This window comes from Fulvivirga lutimaris, from assembly GCF_009711525.1.
GTDB lineage: Bacteria > Bacteroidota > Bacteroidia > Cytophagales > Cyclobacteriaceae > Fulvivirga > Fulvivirga lutimaris.
In genome coordinates this window covers 1-15,801 of sequence record NZ_SMLV01000332.1, presented here as the reverse complement: position 1 = coordinate 15,801, position 15,801 = coordinate 1, and the positions used below count along the sequence as shown (strand labels likewise).

The following is a 15,801-nucleotide window of genomic DNA, read 5'->3' as shown; positions in this document are numbered from 1 at the left end:
AATTATGATGCAAAGCTTGTTGTACAATTTCTTCGGTGTGTTCAATAGATTTGATTTGTGGTTTCAAATGATATGAAAACGGTACTTTTTGAGAGGGATGAGAAACGATATCTATTTCAGAAATTTCGGCTTGTTCAATTAGGGCATCGAAGATTTCTTTATCTAATCCGTAATACGTTTTGATAAAGTCGTAACCTCTGTCTTTATATGAAATCACTTTTTCCTTAGCCTCAATGGGCTTATTAAGGTTTAAATTATCATCACCAATGAATTCCGGTCCGGTTAGTTTTGGTCCCGAAGTAAAAAAAGTTGGTGAAATAATATTGTTCTCAGTTACGTCTTCTTTTATTCTTAAATGCATAGGCATACCCCATAAATTTCTTATAGCAGTAACACCATTTGAAAGATAAAGGCCAAGTTCATATCTGTCCCAAACATGAACGTGCATATCAATCAGACCGGGTGTTAGATACTTGTTCTCTGCATCAAATATTTGAATGTCACTGACCTCAATATTGTCTGCAATCTTTTCAATAAGGCCCTCTTTTATATACACCATTTTATCTACTAAAATAGTGTCTCGGTTCATCGGAATTATATTGACATTAGTAATAAGGTAAGAATTAATAGATGCAGTTTCATTCTTATTAGCCTTTAGGAAATTAGTGCCTAATGAGTCAATCCAAAGTGTAATGACTCCCGTTAGTATGAGCACTCCAATAAGAGCGAATACGATTTTAAAAAGTCTTTTTAGTATTTTCATTTATCTAATTACTGCTAACACCCGTGTAACGGGACAAAAGGTGTCGTTATATTTTATTGGCAAGATAGGCCATTAACACTGCCTCGCAATTCATTTTCACCTATTTTATGGTTAATACAGCGTTTTTTCATCTGTAAGCGTATAATTAAACGTTTAATCTACGGCTTTTTTACTCCACTAAATTCCCACTCTTGATCAAATAAGCTTTCTCCAAAACATTATCAATATCTTCTAATGGATTGGCATTTAGGATTAGCAGGTCGGCTATTTTTCCTTTTTCAACTGCACCATATTTGACTTCCAAGTCAAAGAATTTTGGGCCATTCACTACCGATGTAATAAGAGCTTCCCGCGGGGTTAAACCCATGCCTACCATTTGTTGCAGTTCGCCAATCAACGACTCACCGGGGTAAACGTAGGAGTTAGAAGCGCCACAGTCGGAGCCCGCGACTATATTAACACCTGCATCATACATCGGTCGCATCATGGTTTTTACCAACTCACGCATTTCATAACGGCTGGTGTTGCCGCTGGCCTTGGCCCTTTTTGCACCTTCAATTCTTCTTTGGTAGGTGGCTATTACACCATCACCTATTTTAGTGAGCAGCGAGTCTGCGGAATGGTCAGTATCTGCCAGCTCCGTCAGTACTTTCATAATGTAAAGGGTAGGGGTAACGGATACCTTATTGTCAGCCAGCTTTTTAAATATCGTAGCTGCCAGTTTAGGATTGTAAGTCTCCAGTATGGTACTCATCATTCCATAACCCAACCCAAGCTCTGTTAAGCTATCGGCCAGGGGCGAGCAGGCTTTCAAAATATAATACAGGTGCTCCGAGCCATCCAGGCCAAGGTCAATAGCGGTATTGATATCTCCTGACATGGGCATGTGGCCGGTGGTCTTCATACCACGGCTTTCAGCGGCCTTTATGATCTCATAAAACATCTCTTTGGTGAGGTTGCCATCATACAGCTTCACATAGTCAGTGCCAATGCTTTGTAGAGAGTCCAGCGCTGGGCTGATGTCATTTACAGAATCTATTTTAATAGAGCCAGCCCATGCAGGTTTAGAGCCATCAAGCTTTGGTCCTGAAGTGAAGATGGTGGGTCCAGTCATGGTGCCGGCAGCAATCTGCATGCGCCATTCCATTACCGCTGGGGTGATATCACCACCAGCATCACGTACGGTAGTGATGCCAAAATCAAGGAACATTTTTAGGAAGACTTCATTTTCTGCAATTAGCGAATCACCACCTCTGAAGTGCACGTGATTGTCCCACAAGCCGGGCATTACGTATTTGCCTGTAGCATCTATGGTTTCTGTGGATGAATAGTTAGCAGCATTGTCAGCAGACACAACAGCAGCTATAGTGTCTCCTTTAACGGCCACCAGCTGGTCTTGCTGAATAGTGCCTGACGCTACGTCAACAACATTAACATTGAGTAGCAATAAATCTACCTCTTCGGTATGCTTGTTTTGGCAGGAAATAAATATTGTGAATAGGAGTAAGGTCGATAGCTTTTTCATCAACCTAAAATAACTGAGTTTGGTTAAAATCCAATAAACGTCACTTCCATATGTAGCGTAGCGAAATGAGAAGTCTCCCCATATTAAGTGGAGACTTCTCATTTTTAAAGGAGACCTCTCACCCAAAAGGGCTTCGAGGTGGCGATACTTATTTAGGTTAGATTAAATAACCTTAAAACTGCTGTCCGCCACCATCATCATTATCCTGATCCTGGTTATTGATCTTGCTTCTACGCTGACGCTGTTTGAAATCCAGTTTACCAAACTTATAAGTAAGGTTCAACCCAAAAGACCTGAAAGGAATATTGGTATCTGTTGTCTGGATGAAATTAGCACCTTTTAGCTCACTACCGAAGTTTTTGTTAGCAAAGAATGGCTCTACCAAACGTAGTCCAAGGCTGATCTTTTCATTAATCTCCTTGTTCACACCCATGGTAAATAGAGAGAATGAAGGGTTAGTACCCTGCAATGTTTGTCTTGGTGGTCTGTAAAATCCGAAAAGGTCTGTTCTCCAGCCACGGCCCATTTTAATACTACCATTAAGATTTCCATCCCAAATCACTGCTTCTCTTGACAGTGCCACACCATCAACAGTACCGCTACCTATGTAGGTGTAAACATTCAGCCCACCTCTAAGGGTGATGTTCTTCTTGATAGTTACTGAAGAAAAGAAGTTGACTCCGTAAGATTCGCTTTCGCCAATATTTCTGAACGTGGTAGAAGAGAGTCCAGCGTCATCAATATCAAGATAGCTCTCTATGATGTCTGTAGTTTTTCTGTAGAACAATGATGTATTGATAGCAAAGCCTTTGATAAACATACCATAGCTCACTTCAAACTGATCGGTAAGTTCTGGATCAAGTTCCGGATTACCTGAGCTTTGGTTTCTATTACCATTGATCTGTACATACGGGTTGATTACTCGCAAACTAGGCCTTTGAATTCTTCTTGAATAACTAGCCTTTAACGTATTGAACTTACCAAGCTTTCTGCTTACCGTAATAGAAGGCAGCCAGTTGGCATAGTCATTCGAGAATGGAGCATCTGTAACATCAAAGTCACCAGTAATTTCTGTGTACTCGTACCTAACTCCGGCAATCAAACCATACTTATCCGTTAATTGGGCAGTAGAAGAAAAATAACCTGCTACTACATTTTGCTCATAATTGAATACATCAGTTCTGTTAGGATCGGTCTCATAGTTGCCAGTATTTGTATTGAGCGATTCAAATTCGAAATCACTGGTCACATCTCTAAGGATGGTTTTGGCGCCTAATTCTATCTTAACCTTATCATTTACAGGGTGCACATAGTCTGCCTGGATGGTGTTTTCCTTATTATCACCATCGTTGATATTTCTATCATTCTGGAATAGCGTTTGATCACTACCTACCTGGTCTTCCTGCGTTATTGCAAACTCCTGATCCTGAACGTTGCCGTCCAGTTTATAAGAAAGTGATAATTCCTGCCCTTTCTTTTCAGGGAATTTGTAGATATAATCCAATGACCATTCGTATCCGCTAAACAAATTCTCTGATTCGGTATTTCTTAAGTATTGCTGGTTAATGCTATTGGCAGGGTCCACAAAGGAGCCATTCACCAAATTATCTCTGTCTGAAGCAAAACCTCTTAAACGGAATGAAGTCGAAAAGCTATGAAATGCATTGAAATCATAGAAAGCACTGGCAGTACCAAAAAAGCCTAATCGGTTAGATTCATTGGGCCCAGACTCCTGCAAAATCCTGCTTTGATTATTGATGATATCCTCTCTGTAAAACTTGAAATCGCCTTCTCTGGTAGGAGAATAAAAAGCACTGGCACTGGTATTGAATCCAAATCGGCCACGGCCAGCATTGATGTTCAATACACCTCTGTTAGATAAGTTACCAACTGAAGCATCTATACTTCCTGCAAAACCTTCAGGCGTACTCTTTTTGGTTATGATATTAACAATTCCGGCCGTTCCTTCACCGTCATATTTAGCAGATGGCGAAGTGATCACCTCTACGTTTTTGATATTATCTGCAGGTATTGATTTTAGTGCATCACCAGGGTTGCTAGCAAACATTGAAGATGGCTTACCATTCACAAGAATGGTTACATTCTGGCTTCCCCTAAGAGAAACATTGCCTTCTACATCAACATTTAATAATGGCGCTCTTCTCAGCACATCAGACGCATCGCCACCTTTATTGGCCACATCGTTCTCCGCATTATAAACGATTTTATCTACTCTGTTTTCAATAAGCTCTTTTTCACCTTCTATTACCACCTCTTCCAATTGCTGGAATGATCCACTCATACTGATAGAGCCAAGGTTAAAGTCTGGGTTTTTAGGGGTTAGCTCTGCCTCAAATGTTGAAGTTTCATAACCTACAAATGACACCAATACAGTGTATTTGTCTACTGGCAAATCTTGAATTTTAAATGAGCCATCATCTTCAGAGATGGTACCATTAATTTGCTTCTCACCCTTCTTAACAACAATAGAAGCGTAAGATATAGGTTCCTTGGTTTGGCTATCAATAATTTGACCGGTGATCTTTCCCATTATTTGAGAGCTCGCTCCACCACCAAATCCACCGGGTCTTTGTGCAAAAATGCTGGTTGTTGCAGCTAGCACGAATAAAAATGTAAAAATATGCTTCATTTGATTCCGTTTATTTCTGCAAATCAACGCACTGCTGCGTCAATTGTTCACATCATTTTTTAAACTTGTGTTGAATGGAAAATGCAGCTATATAACTGGTAAATAGTTGTTACAAGCTATTACCGTTTATCAAGGGGTAATTTCAGACAGAGCCTCCCCATTTTGGTAAGGATATTCTACGGTTCAGTACATATATCCCATGGTTCATGTCATCTGATGTGATACTCTTCACATTTTTTAACAGTTTTAAGTTGAGTTTATATTTCGTTTCTAACGTAATTACATACTTATAACTCAGAAAACTCAAACAACAACACAATGCTCACTAACTACATCAAAATTGCTTTCCGTAATATCTGGAAAGCCAAGCTGCACTCATTTATCACATTTACCGGCCTCTCAACAGGTATTGCCTGTTGTCTGCTGATCATCCTTTTTGTTAAAGACGAATGGACCTTTGACGATTTCCATTCGAAAGCAGATAGGATCTATCGCGGCTGGACTTATGAGAATTACGGAGAAAATGAGACCTTCTTTAATACTGTAACGCCTTACCCCTTAGGCCCCGCGCTGAAAGATAACTACAGCGAAGTGGAAGATTTTGTAAGAATCAACAATCTTAATTTAGAAATAAAAGTAGGTGAGGACTCCTTTAATGAACAAGTGACAGTAGCAGGTCAGTCCTTCTTTGATTTCTTTGATTTTGAATCAATCTTGGGCAAACCTAGTTTGGCTCTGGATGATAAAAATGCCGCTATATTAACTGAAAGAATGTCTCAGAAGCTTTTCGGTTTGGGCAACCCCATTGGGCAGAATATAGCCATGGATATTGGTGACGGTCAGAGACTGTTTACGGTTAAGTCGGTGGTGGCAAATATGCCTACAAATACCAGCATTTCATTTGACATCATGATCTCAGATCTCAATAATGATGTGATGGTGAGCGAAAGAGCAATGAACGCCTGGTATAATGTAAATCCCGAAACATATTTTCTGTTAACTGAAACAGCAAATGCTGAAGACATTATAGCCAAGACTCCTGCTTTGTTGAAAAATGCTTTGGGTGAAAATTATGTGGAAGGAGAATATCAAATTGGTCTTCAACCACTTCTAGATATCCATTTGAATAATGAAATGCCGGTGGGAATAGCTCCGGTAAGTGATCCTAAATATGCATATATCCTTGTGGCCATTGCAGGCCTTATATTGTTATTGGGCTGTATCAACTTCGTGACCTTGTCAGTAAGCAAATCCATCAACAGAGCTAGAGAGGTAGGAGTGAGAAAAGTAGTAGGTGCCAGAAGAAATCAGTTGATGAGCCAATTTCTCAGTGAGGCGGTGGTTACAGCATTTATATCTGTAATCATTGGCTTATTCCTTTCAGCGCTCAGTTTAAACCTGTTCAATGAGCTGTCAGGTAAGCAATTGCTTTTTGAGTTCGATGCAGTTATGGCCTTGAGCGTTATTTTGCTGTTGGTGGTTATAGGTATTATATCGGGAAGCTATCCGGCTTTACTATTATCTGGCCTAAAGCCAGTTTCGATATTAAAAGGGAGTAGATCCAACGCTGGCAATAAGCAAGGGCTAAGAAGGGCGTTGGTGGCCATACAGTTTGTGCTGACCATTTTCTTGATTAGCACCACACTTTTAATGCAGGACCAGTTGAGCTTTCTACAAAGCAAAAATCTTGGTTTTGATAAGGAGCAGGTGATAGTATCACAGATTAATGTAGAACAATCTGGTGGACTGATCGAACGGGTTGGTAAAGGAATGGAATCGGCTCAGCTCATGCTTAACGAGCTGGATGGTAAAGAAGGTGTGGTTACGGCAGGTGCTGCTAATCATACTTTTGGCTCTGGCGGCTGGACTAATGTGGGTTTTACTGATACTCAGGATAACTACAAGACATTTGACATGCTCGTCACCGATGCTCATTTTATTCAATCTATGAAAATGAAAATGGTTGAAGGGCGTGCCTTTGATCAAAATAATCTTTCTGATGGACGAAGAGCAGTTATTATCAATGAGGCTTTTGCAGATGCCTTTGGGTTTGATGATCCTATTGGCAAACAGCTACCAGGTAAAAACTTTGAAGATCATGAGATCATAGGAGTGATAGAGAATTTTAACTACAACAGTCTGCATGCTGAGGTAGAGCCTTTGTTAATGACAATGAGCCCGGGAATCATTTTTCCCGGTATTGAAAATGTAGGAATTGGTAGCAACCCATTTCCTAAACTATTTGTAAGGCTTGAAGCGAATAAGCTGCAGGAAGGTATTGCTAGTATGAAAACCGTCTGGGAAAAAGTGACCAATGGAGAAGAGTTTGAATATGACTTTGTTGACCAGACACTGGCAACTCAATATAGTTCAGAACAGAATTTGTCTAAGATAGTATCTATAGCTTCAATATTAGCTATTGTTATAGGCTGCATGGGCTTGTTTGCACTGGCATCCTTGAACATGGAAAACAGAACCAAAGAGGTGAGCATCAGAAAAGTGCTTGGTGCGTCCCAGAGTTTAATTTTAACCATGCTGTCGAAAGAGTATATTATACTCATTCTGATTTCATTGGTTATCAGTGTTCCACTCACCTTATATGTTATTGATCAGTGGCTGGCATCATTTGCCTACAGGGTAGAAGTTGGAGCCGGAGTGTTTGCGCTAACCGGTGGCTTAACTTTGGTTATTGCGCTGATTACCATTTCTTATAATGCCATTAAGGTCTCTTTAAAGCAACCAGCGGAAACTTTGAAATACGAATAACTAAATCTATCCCAAATCAGGCTGTGTTGCATTATGTCTGGTTTGGGTTGTTGTATGTCATGCTTTGGTAACTATTCATTGAAAGTTAAGTAATGACTAATGAGCTTAATTGATTAACAACAACCAACACCTACCACCATGATCAAAAACTACATCAAGTCTGCGTTCAGAAATTTCCTGAAACACAAAACATTTACTTTTCTCAATATTATTGGTCTTTCCTTAGGCCTGGCGGCCAGTGTGCTTATACTTCAGTTTGTAAGGTATGAACACAGCTACGATACGTTTCATTCTGATATCGACAATATTTATCGTATTCAATACAATGTCATTCAGAATGGGAAAATGACGGTTGAATGTGCTGCCGCTGTACCAGCTGTGGGTCCAGCTCTGAAAGATAACTTTCCTGAAGTCAAAAAGTTTACTCGACTTTATCCTATTAGTGGGGTAGTAGCTTATGAGAGTCCTGACAGAGGATTTATATCCTTCAGAGAAGAGAAAATGCAATTTGCCGATCCTCGTGTTTTTGAGATATTCGACTTTAATCTATTGGAAGGGAACCCAGAAACAGCTTTGCAAGGGCCAAATAAAGCGGTGATATCGCAAGCTGCAGCTAAGAAATATTTTCAGGATGAAAATCCTATTGGCAAGACTTTGAATTGGGATGGAGATAATGATTTTGAAGTAACTGGTGTGTTTGAAGAGGTCCCTGAAAACTCACACATAAAGTTCCAGCTTTTATTTTCTTTCAAAACTCTTAGTGACGCGTATGAGCAAGCAGAAACAGCCTGGGGCTGGTATGATTTTAATACCTATGTGTTGCTTGATGAAGGAGTGAATGTTGAAGAACTACAAAGCAAATGGGATGATTACCTATTCGAGCAGCGTGGTGAAGAGTGGGCAAAGCGCAATTCTAAACAAGAGTTTATACTGCAACCTTTGAGAGATATTCATCTGTATTCTCACCTGTTGCAAGAGTCTGAGCCAGATGAGCAGGGAGATGGTGAGGCCGTTTATTTTCTTACAATCATTGCCTTTTTTATCCTGATAATAGCGTGGGTAAATTATATCAATCTCTCAACCGCTAAATCATTTGAAAGGGCCAATGAGGTAGGGGTACGTAAGGTAATGGGGGCTGAAAAAGGTCAGCTTGTGAAACAGTTTATGGCCGAGTCTTTTCTAATCAACCTACTTGCGATGATGATAGCGTTGGTCGGAATTGTAGTTTGCTGGCCGTCATTTGCGTCATTAACAGGACGGGATATCCCTTTAGAATATATCATTGATGCTCAATTCTGGCAGTTGATCATAGGCCTGTTCCTTTTAGGTACTGTGCTTTCAGGAGTGTACCCGGCCATTGTATTGTCATCATTTAAGCCTATTTCAGTTCTTAAGGGTAAGATGATGGCCAATGCTGGTGGCAATCTTATGCGCAAAGGTCTGGTAGTTTTTCAATTTGTTTCTTCCATAGTATTGATTATCGGAACCATCATTGTTTATGATCAACTGAGCTTCATGAAAAATCAGAATTTGGGTATTGATATTAACCAGACATTGGTTCTGGAAGGCCCGGGAATTACTGATTCATTATATGATGATAACCTGGCCGCCTTTAAGCAAGAAACCTTAAATATTGCTGGTGTCAAGCAGATGACAGCAGCTTCCAACGTGCCGGGTAACGAGATTTTCTGGACAAGAGGAATTCAGCGTCTTCAAGGTGGTCCGGAAAGTAGCATTACTGTATATAATGTTGGTATCGATGATGATTACGTTCCTGCTTTTGACCTGAAAGTGGTAGCTGGTAGAAACTTCAGTAAGGACTTTACCACTGAGGTCGAAAGAACAAGGGTATTGATCAATAGGGAATTATCTGATGCCTTAGAGTTTGAAAACCCTGAAGAAGCAGTAGGTGAGAAAGTAAGGCTGGGTGGTGATACACTGGAAATTGCTGGTGTGTTAGAGAACTACCATCAGATGTCATTAAAAAATAAAGTAACGCCTTTGGTCTTTAGGTTAACAACGAGTAGCTCATTTTACTCATTTAAAATTGAGACCAGCAACTATCAGGATTTGATCGCATCCATTGAAGAACCATGGAATAGGTTCTTTCCTGGTAATCCTATAGACTACTTCTTCTTAGATAGCTATTTCAACAAACAATATGAAGGCGATCGACAGTTCGGTCAGGTATTCGGACTATTTTCTGTACTTGCCATTTTTGTAGCTAGTTTAGGCCTTTTTGGTTTAGCATCATTCCTTACTATTCAAAGAACCAAAGAAATCGGAATAAGGAAAGTTTTGGGTTCAACGGTACCGAATATAGTACTGTTGCTTTCCAGGGGATTTATTCAGTTGGTATTAGTAGCTAACCTCATTGCATGGCCAATGGCCTGGTGGATTATGGATGGCTGGTTATCGTCATTCCCATACAGGGTTGATATCAACATATTCTTATTTCCATTGGCTGGGTTAGGGGTAATCTTAATTGCCTTTTTGTCGGTTGGCTTTCAAACATTAAAGGCTGCATTGTTAAACCCTGCGAAAACGCTTAAATACGAATAGTCAGAGCGCCTCATAGATTTTCATACTGGTATGATAGTTTATGAGGTTTTTAAATGATCATTTGTACAACAATTGTTATAGAAATAAAGAAAAATTGTATCTTGCCATTAGTTTAACATTTTATATACTAATGAATAAAACATACCTGGGAGAGTTTGAAGAGCTAATGCTAACCATGGTAGGCATTCTGAAAGAGGAGGCCTATGGAAATGCGATAGTCAAGGAAGTGCAGGATCAATTAGACCGAAGTCTCAATTTAAGTGCTGTGCATGTCACATTATACCGCCTGGAAGACAAAGGTCTGGTGAAGTCGTTTATGGGAGGCGCTACGCAAGAGCGTGGAGGCAGAAGGAAGCGATATTTCGAGTTAACCAGTGCTGGGATTAGTGTGCTTCAAAGCTTGCAAGAGCAGCGCCTTAAACTTTGGAAAATGCTCCCTGAATTAAAAATTGCAGGTATATGAAGGACGTGAGACCGCCTCAAAGAATCACCAGACTTTTGGAAAGTGTATGCCCCGAATATTTATTCGAGGGTATCATCGGTGATTTGGAAGAGCAGTTTTATGATGACTTAGAAACTTTTGGTGAGAAAAGAGCCAAAAGAAGATACTGGTGGAACACCGTCCGGTTTGTCAGACCGGAAATTTTACTACGCAACAACTCAAAATTCTCAATAATCAACACAATTATGATCAGTAATTACATTAAAACAGCAGGCCGAAATATGGCCAAAAGAAAAATGTTCTCATTTATCAATGCCTTCGGTCTAAGCATTGGTATAGCTTTCTGCATTCTGATATTTCTTTATATCAAGGATGAGAAGAGTTTCGATAAGTTTCATTCAAATAGTCACAAGATTTACAGGGTAGAAGAAAAGGCCTATGATACCTGGGACCCTAATCCCGAAGAACCATATAATTATTCAGCATACCTACAGACAGGTTTAGGGCCTGTGTTAAAAGAAGAGGTGCCTCAGGTGCAATATGCTAGTCGGTTTAGTGGGGGAGGCAGTGCCATTGTAGCCAATGGTGATAAAGTTTTTACTGAAGATATCGATTATGTCGATCCTGATTTTTTCAAGATGTTTTCTTTTAAGGTTTTGGCAGGAAATAGTGATGAATTTCTTACAGATAAATATCATGCTATACTAACTCCCGACATGGCTGAAAAATATTTTGAGAGTCAGGATGTTCTGGGTAAGACATTGAGCATTGATATCATGGGTGAGCAGGAATTCACAGTAGTGGGTTTGATTGAAGAGGCTCCGGCAAATTCTAGTCTTAATTATAATATTATTGTATCACAAACCACAAGACCATATTACGATAGAAACATTGACAGCTGGGGTAATTTTAATACCCCCACCTTTATTCAGTTAGTTGATAATGCAGATATGACGGCTGTTAATGAGAGCCTTGGCAAGATTGTAGATAAATACATGGCAGAATCATTAGAAAGGAGGCAGGAACGGACGGAGATTCCAGAAGGGTTTACTGTTTTTGAATATCAACTGACCGCACTTGAGGATATGCATCTCAATACTCAGGTGACATGGAGTAGGTCTAGTGATCCTAAGTATTCGATGATTTTAGGTGGAATCGCGTTATTAATATTATTAATAGCCTGCATCAATTATATCTCCCTTTCTTTAACGGCTTCAGCAGCAAGACAAACTGAAGTAGGGGTGAGGAAGTCTGTGGGTGCTCAGCGTGGGCAACTGATCAATCAATTTGCCTTTGAATCAGTGATCTTGGCTTTCTTGTCTATGGTGATAGGTATTGCATTAATGTTCACCTTTTTACCTGCTTTCAATGAGTTTACTAATAAAGACCTATCGTTTGATGCCATTACCATTTTGCAGGTGACAGGTATTGGTGTTGGTTTGGCCGTTTTGGTAGGCCTTATTTCTGGGTTCTATCCTGCTTTTTATTTATCAGCAGCCAAGCCTACACAGGTTTTAAAAGGTGGATTTACCACCAAAATGAAAGCAGGCTTCACCAAGCCACTTGTTGTGCTGCAATTCGCACTAAGTGCTTTTTTGATTATCAGCTCTGTGATTATGTACCAACAAATGGAATATATTACTACCAAAGATCTTGGTTATGATCAGGAACAGGTAATTGTTGTCCCCACTCAAATGGGCTGGAATGAGGAGTCTAACAAAGCAGTTGAAAGAATGCGCACGCGACTGTCTCAGGAATCTTTTGTAACTGGTGTGGCCGGCACAAGCTTATCCTTTAATCAGGGCTATTCAAGGTATGGTTATGAGATTGATGATGAGAACAAATCAGCATATGTATTTGCGGTGGATGCACAATATATTGAGGTTTTAGGTATTGAAATGGCTGAAGGAAGAAATTTCCTTATTGAGGGTGTTAATGATTCTACTGATATAGTGGTTAATGAAGCGTTAGTGGCAGACATGGGATGGGAAAACCCATTAGAGGAGCACTTAAACTGGCGCCAGGATTCCACTTCACTTGGATCAAAAGTAGTAGGTGTGGTTAAAGATTATCATTTCCTTTCATTAGAAAGAACCATTGAACCAATGTTCCTGTCTATGGATAAAAAGGAGGTGGGATATCTTCAACAGATGCTGATCAAAATTAAGCCTGGTGAGTTAAACAATGCTGTTGACAAACTGCAAGGCATCTGGAACGAGTTATCACCAGATAAACCTTTTGACTATACTTTTATGGATGAGGATATAGCCCGACAATATGCTTCTTATGAACGCTGGATGAGTATCATGGGGCTGGCTACACTTTTTGCCATTTTGATTTCATGTCTCGGCCTATTTGGATTAGCAGGTATCAATGCCATCAACAGAACAAAAGAGATGGGCATTAGAAAAGTCTTTGGTGCCGAGGTGATGAACATTTTTGTGCTGCTTAATCGGCAATATATATGGCTTGCACTCATCGCCTTTGTGATTGCCTCTCCATTGTCATGGTATGCCATGAATATCTGGCTTGAAGATTTTGAATATGGTATTGAAATCAGCTGGCCGATTTTTGCTATCAGCATGGGATTGGGGCTATTGATTGCATTGGTAACTGTGAGTTATCATGCAGTTAAATCAGCCTATTTAAGCCCTGCAGAGACTTTGAAATATGAATGATTAAGTACAATTTCTGTAAATTGTAATTGACTAACCTCTCTGAGTTTCTCTGTTATCTCTGCGGTTTTAATTGACCACAGAGGACGCAGAGAATCCGCAGAGGTTTTACTTGTTTTTAGCCAATATACTTCGCCAGCAAACCATGAAAATGATGCACACCTTTCTCCCTTTTTGGAGAGAATCTGCCAGTAGTATAAGCGGACGACATCAACCCCTGATGCACACCTTCAACCACAAATTCATCTTCACGCTCTACCTTGTCCAATAATGCCCCGGCACCGCTTCCTATTTTAGTTTCATCATAGACATAAGTGAGGAATGACACCTTGGTTTTGTCTTTAGTTATGGGCTTTACAATGTTAATGCTAAGTCCCCATGGGTAGAAGTTGAACATCATATTGGGGAACACCCAATAGTAATAAGCACCTACCTGCTTACCATAATCGACATGCCCTTCTGGTAAGTCAAAAACCTCTTCACCACCTTTAGAGTAGCCCACTTGCACATTGCAGTGGTCATAAAGGATAGTAGTATAGCTGCCATAGTCCAACACATTGTTAAGGTCCTTGTGCACGAATGGAATATGAAAACCTTCTAAATAGTTATCACAATACAAAGCCCAGTGTGCGTTGACCAGATAGTCTTTGCTTAAAGTAGGCTCAAATTTAAAATCTTCAATGGGCATAAAACCAACATGCTTTTCCATGATCTCAACCACCTCTTGAATATCAAAGGCCGGGTTTGGACTTACAAACAAGAAATCACGCCAGTCTTTTAACGGGTATTTATGCAGGCTGTCACAAGGCCTCGGAAAGTTCTCGGCTTCATCAAACTCGGGCATGGACACAAATTTACCTTCAAGGTCAAACCGCCTGCCATGGTAAGCACAAATTATTGATTTAGACTTTGCTGGCTGATGTGCCAATATATTAGCCCTGTGCGTGCAGACATTGGATAGGCATCTAATCTCATCTGTACCGTCCTTTGTAAGCAACAAAGGCTCTTTCATAAAACCATCCAAAAGTGTCAATGGATAAACGCCTTCTTGTTGGGGCAATAAATCTTTACTACCAATCCACTGCCACGTTCGGTTAAAAACCTTTTCTCTGATCAGATCAAAAACTTCGGGGTCTCGATAGAAATCTGCAGGTAGCGTTTCTGCTTTAGTTATGTCCGGATCGATAAAGAATTTTTGGCTCATGGGAAGGTATTAAGTGCAGTGCAAATTAAGGTTTTTGGTTGAATATTAGTGCGCACTCTAGGTTGGCACAACAGTGAAAATTAATAAATTTAAAAATATCTTAGATTAGTAAAAAAACATTAGCGAAATAGCAGGCATGCCCGCTATCCTGATGTTGTAAGCTATTCAATGTCGAATCTAATATGTCTTCAAATAAGTTAATTCGTAGAATAATTGTTGGAATTTTATTGACGGTAATTGCCGTTTTTTCCATTATGTGGCTCCAAACATCGAGAGCATTTAATGAACAATTTAGTAACTCTGATGCATTTAAAACTTCATTAAATTATATAAAGACTGACTCCTTAATTTCTTCAGAAATAGGTGACATAATCGAAATTGACAACTCTATAAGTGGGTATTTAACCCCCAATAAATCAGCTCGGCTTGTATTTGATGTTAAAGGCTCACAACTTGAAGTTACTTTCAAGGTTAAACTAAATTTTATAGATGATAAGTGGGAAATAGAAAGTATTGAATACTCTAAATAAAACAGCTTACAACAAGCTTTAAGAGCGCATTTGGACTTCACCGTGCGAAGTACTTAAATGCTCAAGTACGTTTCCCCCGCACGTTTTGGGTTAGCATTTCACATCTACTTTCATGGCTGCCACTTGTGGACGACTAACAGGAGCGCGGTGTCTTAAGCTGCTTGCATTGCGACTAGGTTCTAAACCCAAATCGTGCTAGTTTTATGCTTTGAACAAAGTAAACAAACGCGCCTTACAGGGGCGTTGTGCGTCATAGGTCAATAAAATGACAGACAGAAATATACTGAAATTGAAACTTGGACTCGCGATAGCAGCAATTGTGTTTTTGCTGATTGGCTCTAAATTATTGTTTAGCTATTGGACTTCGATACATTGGACTTTTTGGCTTCTTGCATTCCTAGTAGCATATCGAGGAGTTTACACAACGATTAGAACACTATCCGATAGAAATGAAACAATTGTATATAAAGGATTTGCAACCGTTGAGACAGCTACTTGGGTTCTTGCTATTGCATTAGCGACAGCAATGTTTTTTATATTTTATCCCCTCATATCACTCATATTTTATGGACTCACATTTATAAGTCTTTCAATTTATAGTGGCCTAGAGTTTAAAGAAATTAAGGACTAAAATCACGAACGCACAACATGATATAAGAGCGCATTTGGACTTCACCGTGCGAA

10 protein-coding genes are annotated in these 15,801 nt (G+C 39.8%); 6 read left to right on the top strand and 4 right to left on the bottom strand.

Translation table 11 applies throughout. From position 1 onward, the window contains the following. From E1140_RS07300 to E1140_RS07290, 3 genes are all read right to left on the bottom strand, one after another. The coding region (locus tag E1140_RS07300; protein ID WP_425482007.1) for an amidohydrolase family protein at positions 1 to 763 on the bottom strand (763 nt) is incomplete at its 3' end. Positions 764 to 932: 169 nt separating this feature from the next. Next, a complete protein-coding gene (locus E1140_RS07295; protein WP_155181000.1) occupies positions 933 to 2,390 on the bottom strand; it encodes an amidohydrolase family protein in 1,458 nt (485 codons plus the stop codon). A gap of 70 nt (positions 2,391 to 2,460) precedes the next feature. After that, positions 2,461 to 4,938, bottom strand: a complete 2,478-nt coding sequence (locus E1140_RS07290) for a TonB-dependent receptor (protein ID WP_155180997.1) — start codon at positions 4,936 to 4,938, stop codon at positions 2,461 to 2,463. Positions 4,939 to 5,256: 318 nt separating this feature from the next. On the opposite strand from E1140_RS07290, the gene E1140_RS07285 reads away from it, so the two are divergent. From E1140_RS07285 to E1140_RS07270, 4 genes are all read left to right on the top strand, one after another. Further along, complete coding sequence (locus E1140_RS07285) at positions 5,257 to 7,704, top strand: ABC transporter permease (protein ID WP_155180994.1); 2,448 nt, start codon at positions 5,257 to 5,259, stop codon at positions 7,702 to 7,704. A 138-nt stretch (positions 7,705 to 7,842) separates the two neighbouring features. Then, positions 7,843 to 10,266: an ABC transporter permease gene (locus E1140_RS07280; protein WP_155180991.1), complete on the top strand. Its 2,424-nt coding sequence runs from the start codon at positions 7,843 to 7,845 to the stop codon at positions 10,264 to 10,266. A 130-nt stretch (positions 10,267 to 10,396) separates the two neighbouring features. Next, positions 10,397 to 10,729 (top strand): PadR family transcriptional regulator, encoded by a 333-nt coding sequence (locus E1140_RS07275; RefSeq protein WP_155180988.1) that lies wholly within the window; start codon positions 10,397 to 10,399, stop codon positions 10,727 to 10,729. After that, positions 10,726 to 13,386, top strand: a complete 2,661-nt coding sequence (locus tag E1140_RS07270) for an ABC transporter permease (RefSeq protein ID WP_155180986.1) — start codon at positions 10,726 to 10,728, stop codon at positions 13,384 to 13,386. The genes E1140_RS07275 and E1140_RS07270 overlap by 4 nt, the downstream gene beginning before the upstream one ends. 115 nt (positions 13,387 to 13,501) lie before the next feature. On the opposite strand, the gene E1140_RS07265 is transcribed toward E1140_RS07270, so the two are convergent. Then, on the bottom strand, positions 13,502 to 14,587 hold the full coding sequence (locus tag E1140_RS07265; protein WP_155180983.1) for an aromatic ring-hydroxylating oxygenase subunit alpha: 1,086 nt from the start codon (positions 14,585 to 14,587) through the stop codon (positions 13,502 to 13,504). Between the two features lie 182 nt (positions 14,588 to 14,769). Between E1140_RS07265 and E1140_RS07260 the strand changes: the two genes are divergently transcribed. Further along, complete coding sequence (locus tag E1140_RS07260; protein ID WP_155180980.1) at positions 14,770 to 15,117, top strand: cytochrome c oxidase assembly factor Coa1 family protein; 348 nt, start codon at positions 14,770 to 14,772, stop codon at positions 15,115 to 15,117. Positions 15,118 to 15,382: 265 nt separating this feature from the next. Then, positions 15,383 to 15,748, top strand: coding sequence for a hypothetical protein (locus tag E1140_RS07255; RefSeq protein ID WP_155180977.1), 366 nt, complete (start codon positions 15,383 to 15,385; stop codon positions 15,746 to 15,748). The last annotated feature ends 53 nt before the right edge of the window (positions 15,749 to 15,801 follow it).

What these genes read in the sequence shown, in the direction of transcription:
- E1140_RS07295 (WP_155181000.1), bottom strand. Translation starts at nt 2,390, where the DNA reads ATGAGAAGTCTCCACTTAATATGGGGAGACTTCTCATTTCGCTACGCT.
- E1140_RS07290 (WP_155180997.1), bottom strand. Translation starts at nt 4,938, where the DNA reads ATGAAGCATATTTTTACATTTTTATTCGTGCTAGCTGCAACAACCAGC.
- E1140_RS07285 (WP_155180994.1), top strand. Translation starts at nt 5,257, where the DNA reads ATGCTCACTAACTACATCAAAATTGCTTTCCGTAATATCTGGAAAGCC.
- E1140_RS07280 (WP_155180991.1), top strand. Translation starts at nt 7,843, where the DNA reads ATGATCAAAAACTACATCAAGTCTGCGTTCAGAAATTTCCTGAAACAC.
- E1140_RS07275 (WP_155180988.1), top strand. Translation starts at nt 10,397, where the DNA reads ATGAATAAAACATACCTGGGAGAGTTTGAAGAGCTAATGCTAACCATG.
- E1140_RS07270 (WP_155180986.1), top strand. Translation starts at nt 10,726, where the DNA reads ATGAAGGACGTGAGACCGCCTCAAAGAATCACCAGACTTTTGGAAAGT.
- E1140_RS07265 (WP_155180983.1), bottom strand. Translation starts at nt 14,587, where the DNA reads ATGAGCCAAAAATTCTTTATCGATCCGGACATAACTAAAGCAGAAACG.
- E1140_RS07260 (WP_155180980.1), top strand. Translation starts at nt 14,770, where the DNA reads ATGTCTTCAAATAAGTTAATTCGTAGAATAATTGTTGGAATTTTATTG.
- E1140_RS07255 (WP_155180977.1), top strand. Translation starts at nt 15,383, where the DNA reads ATGACAGACAGAAATATACTGAAATTGAAACTTGGACTCGCGATAGCA.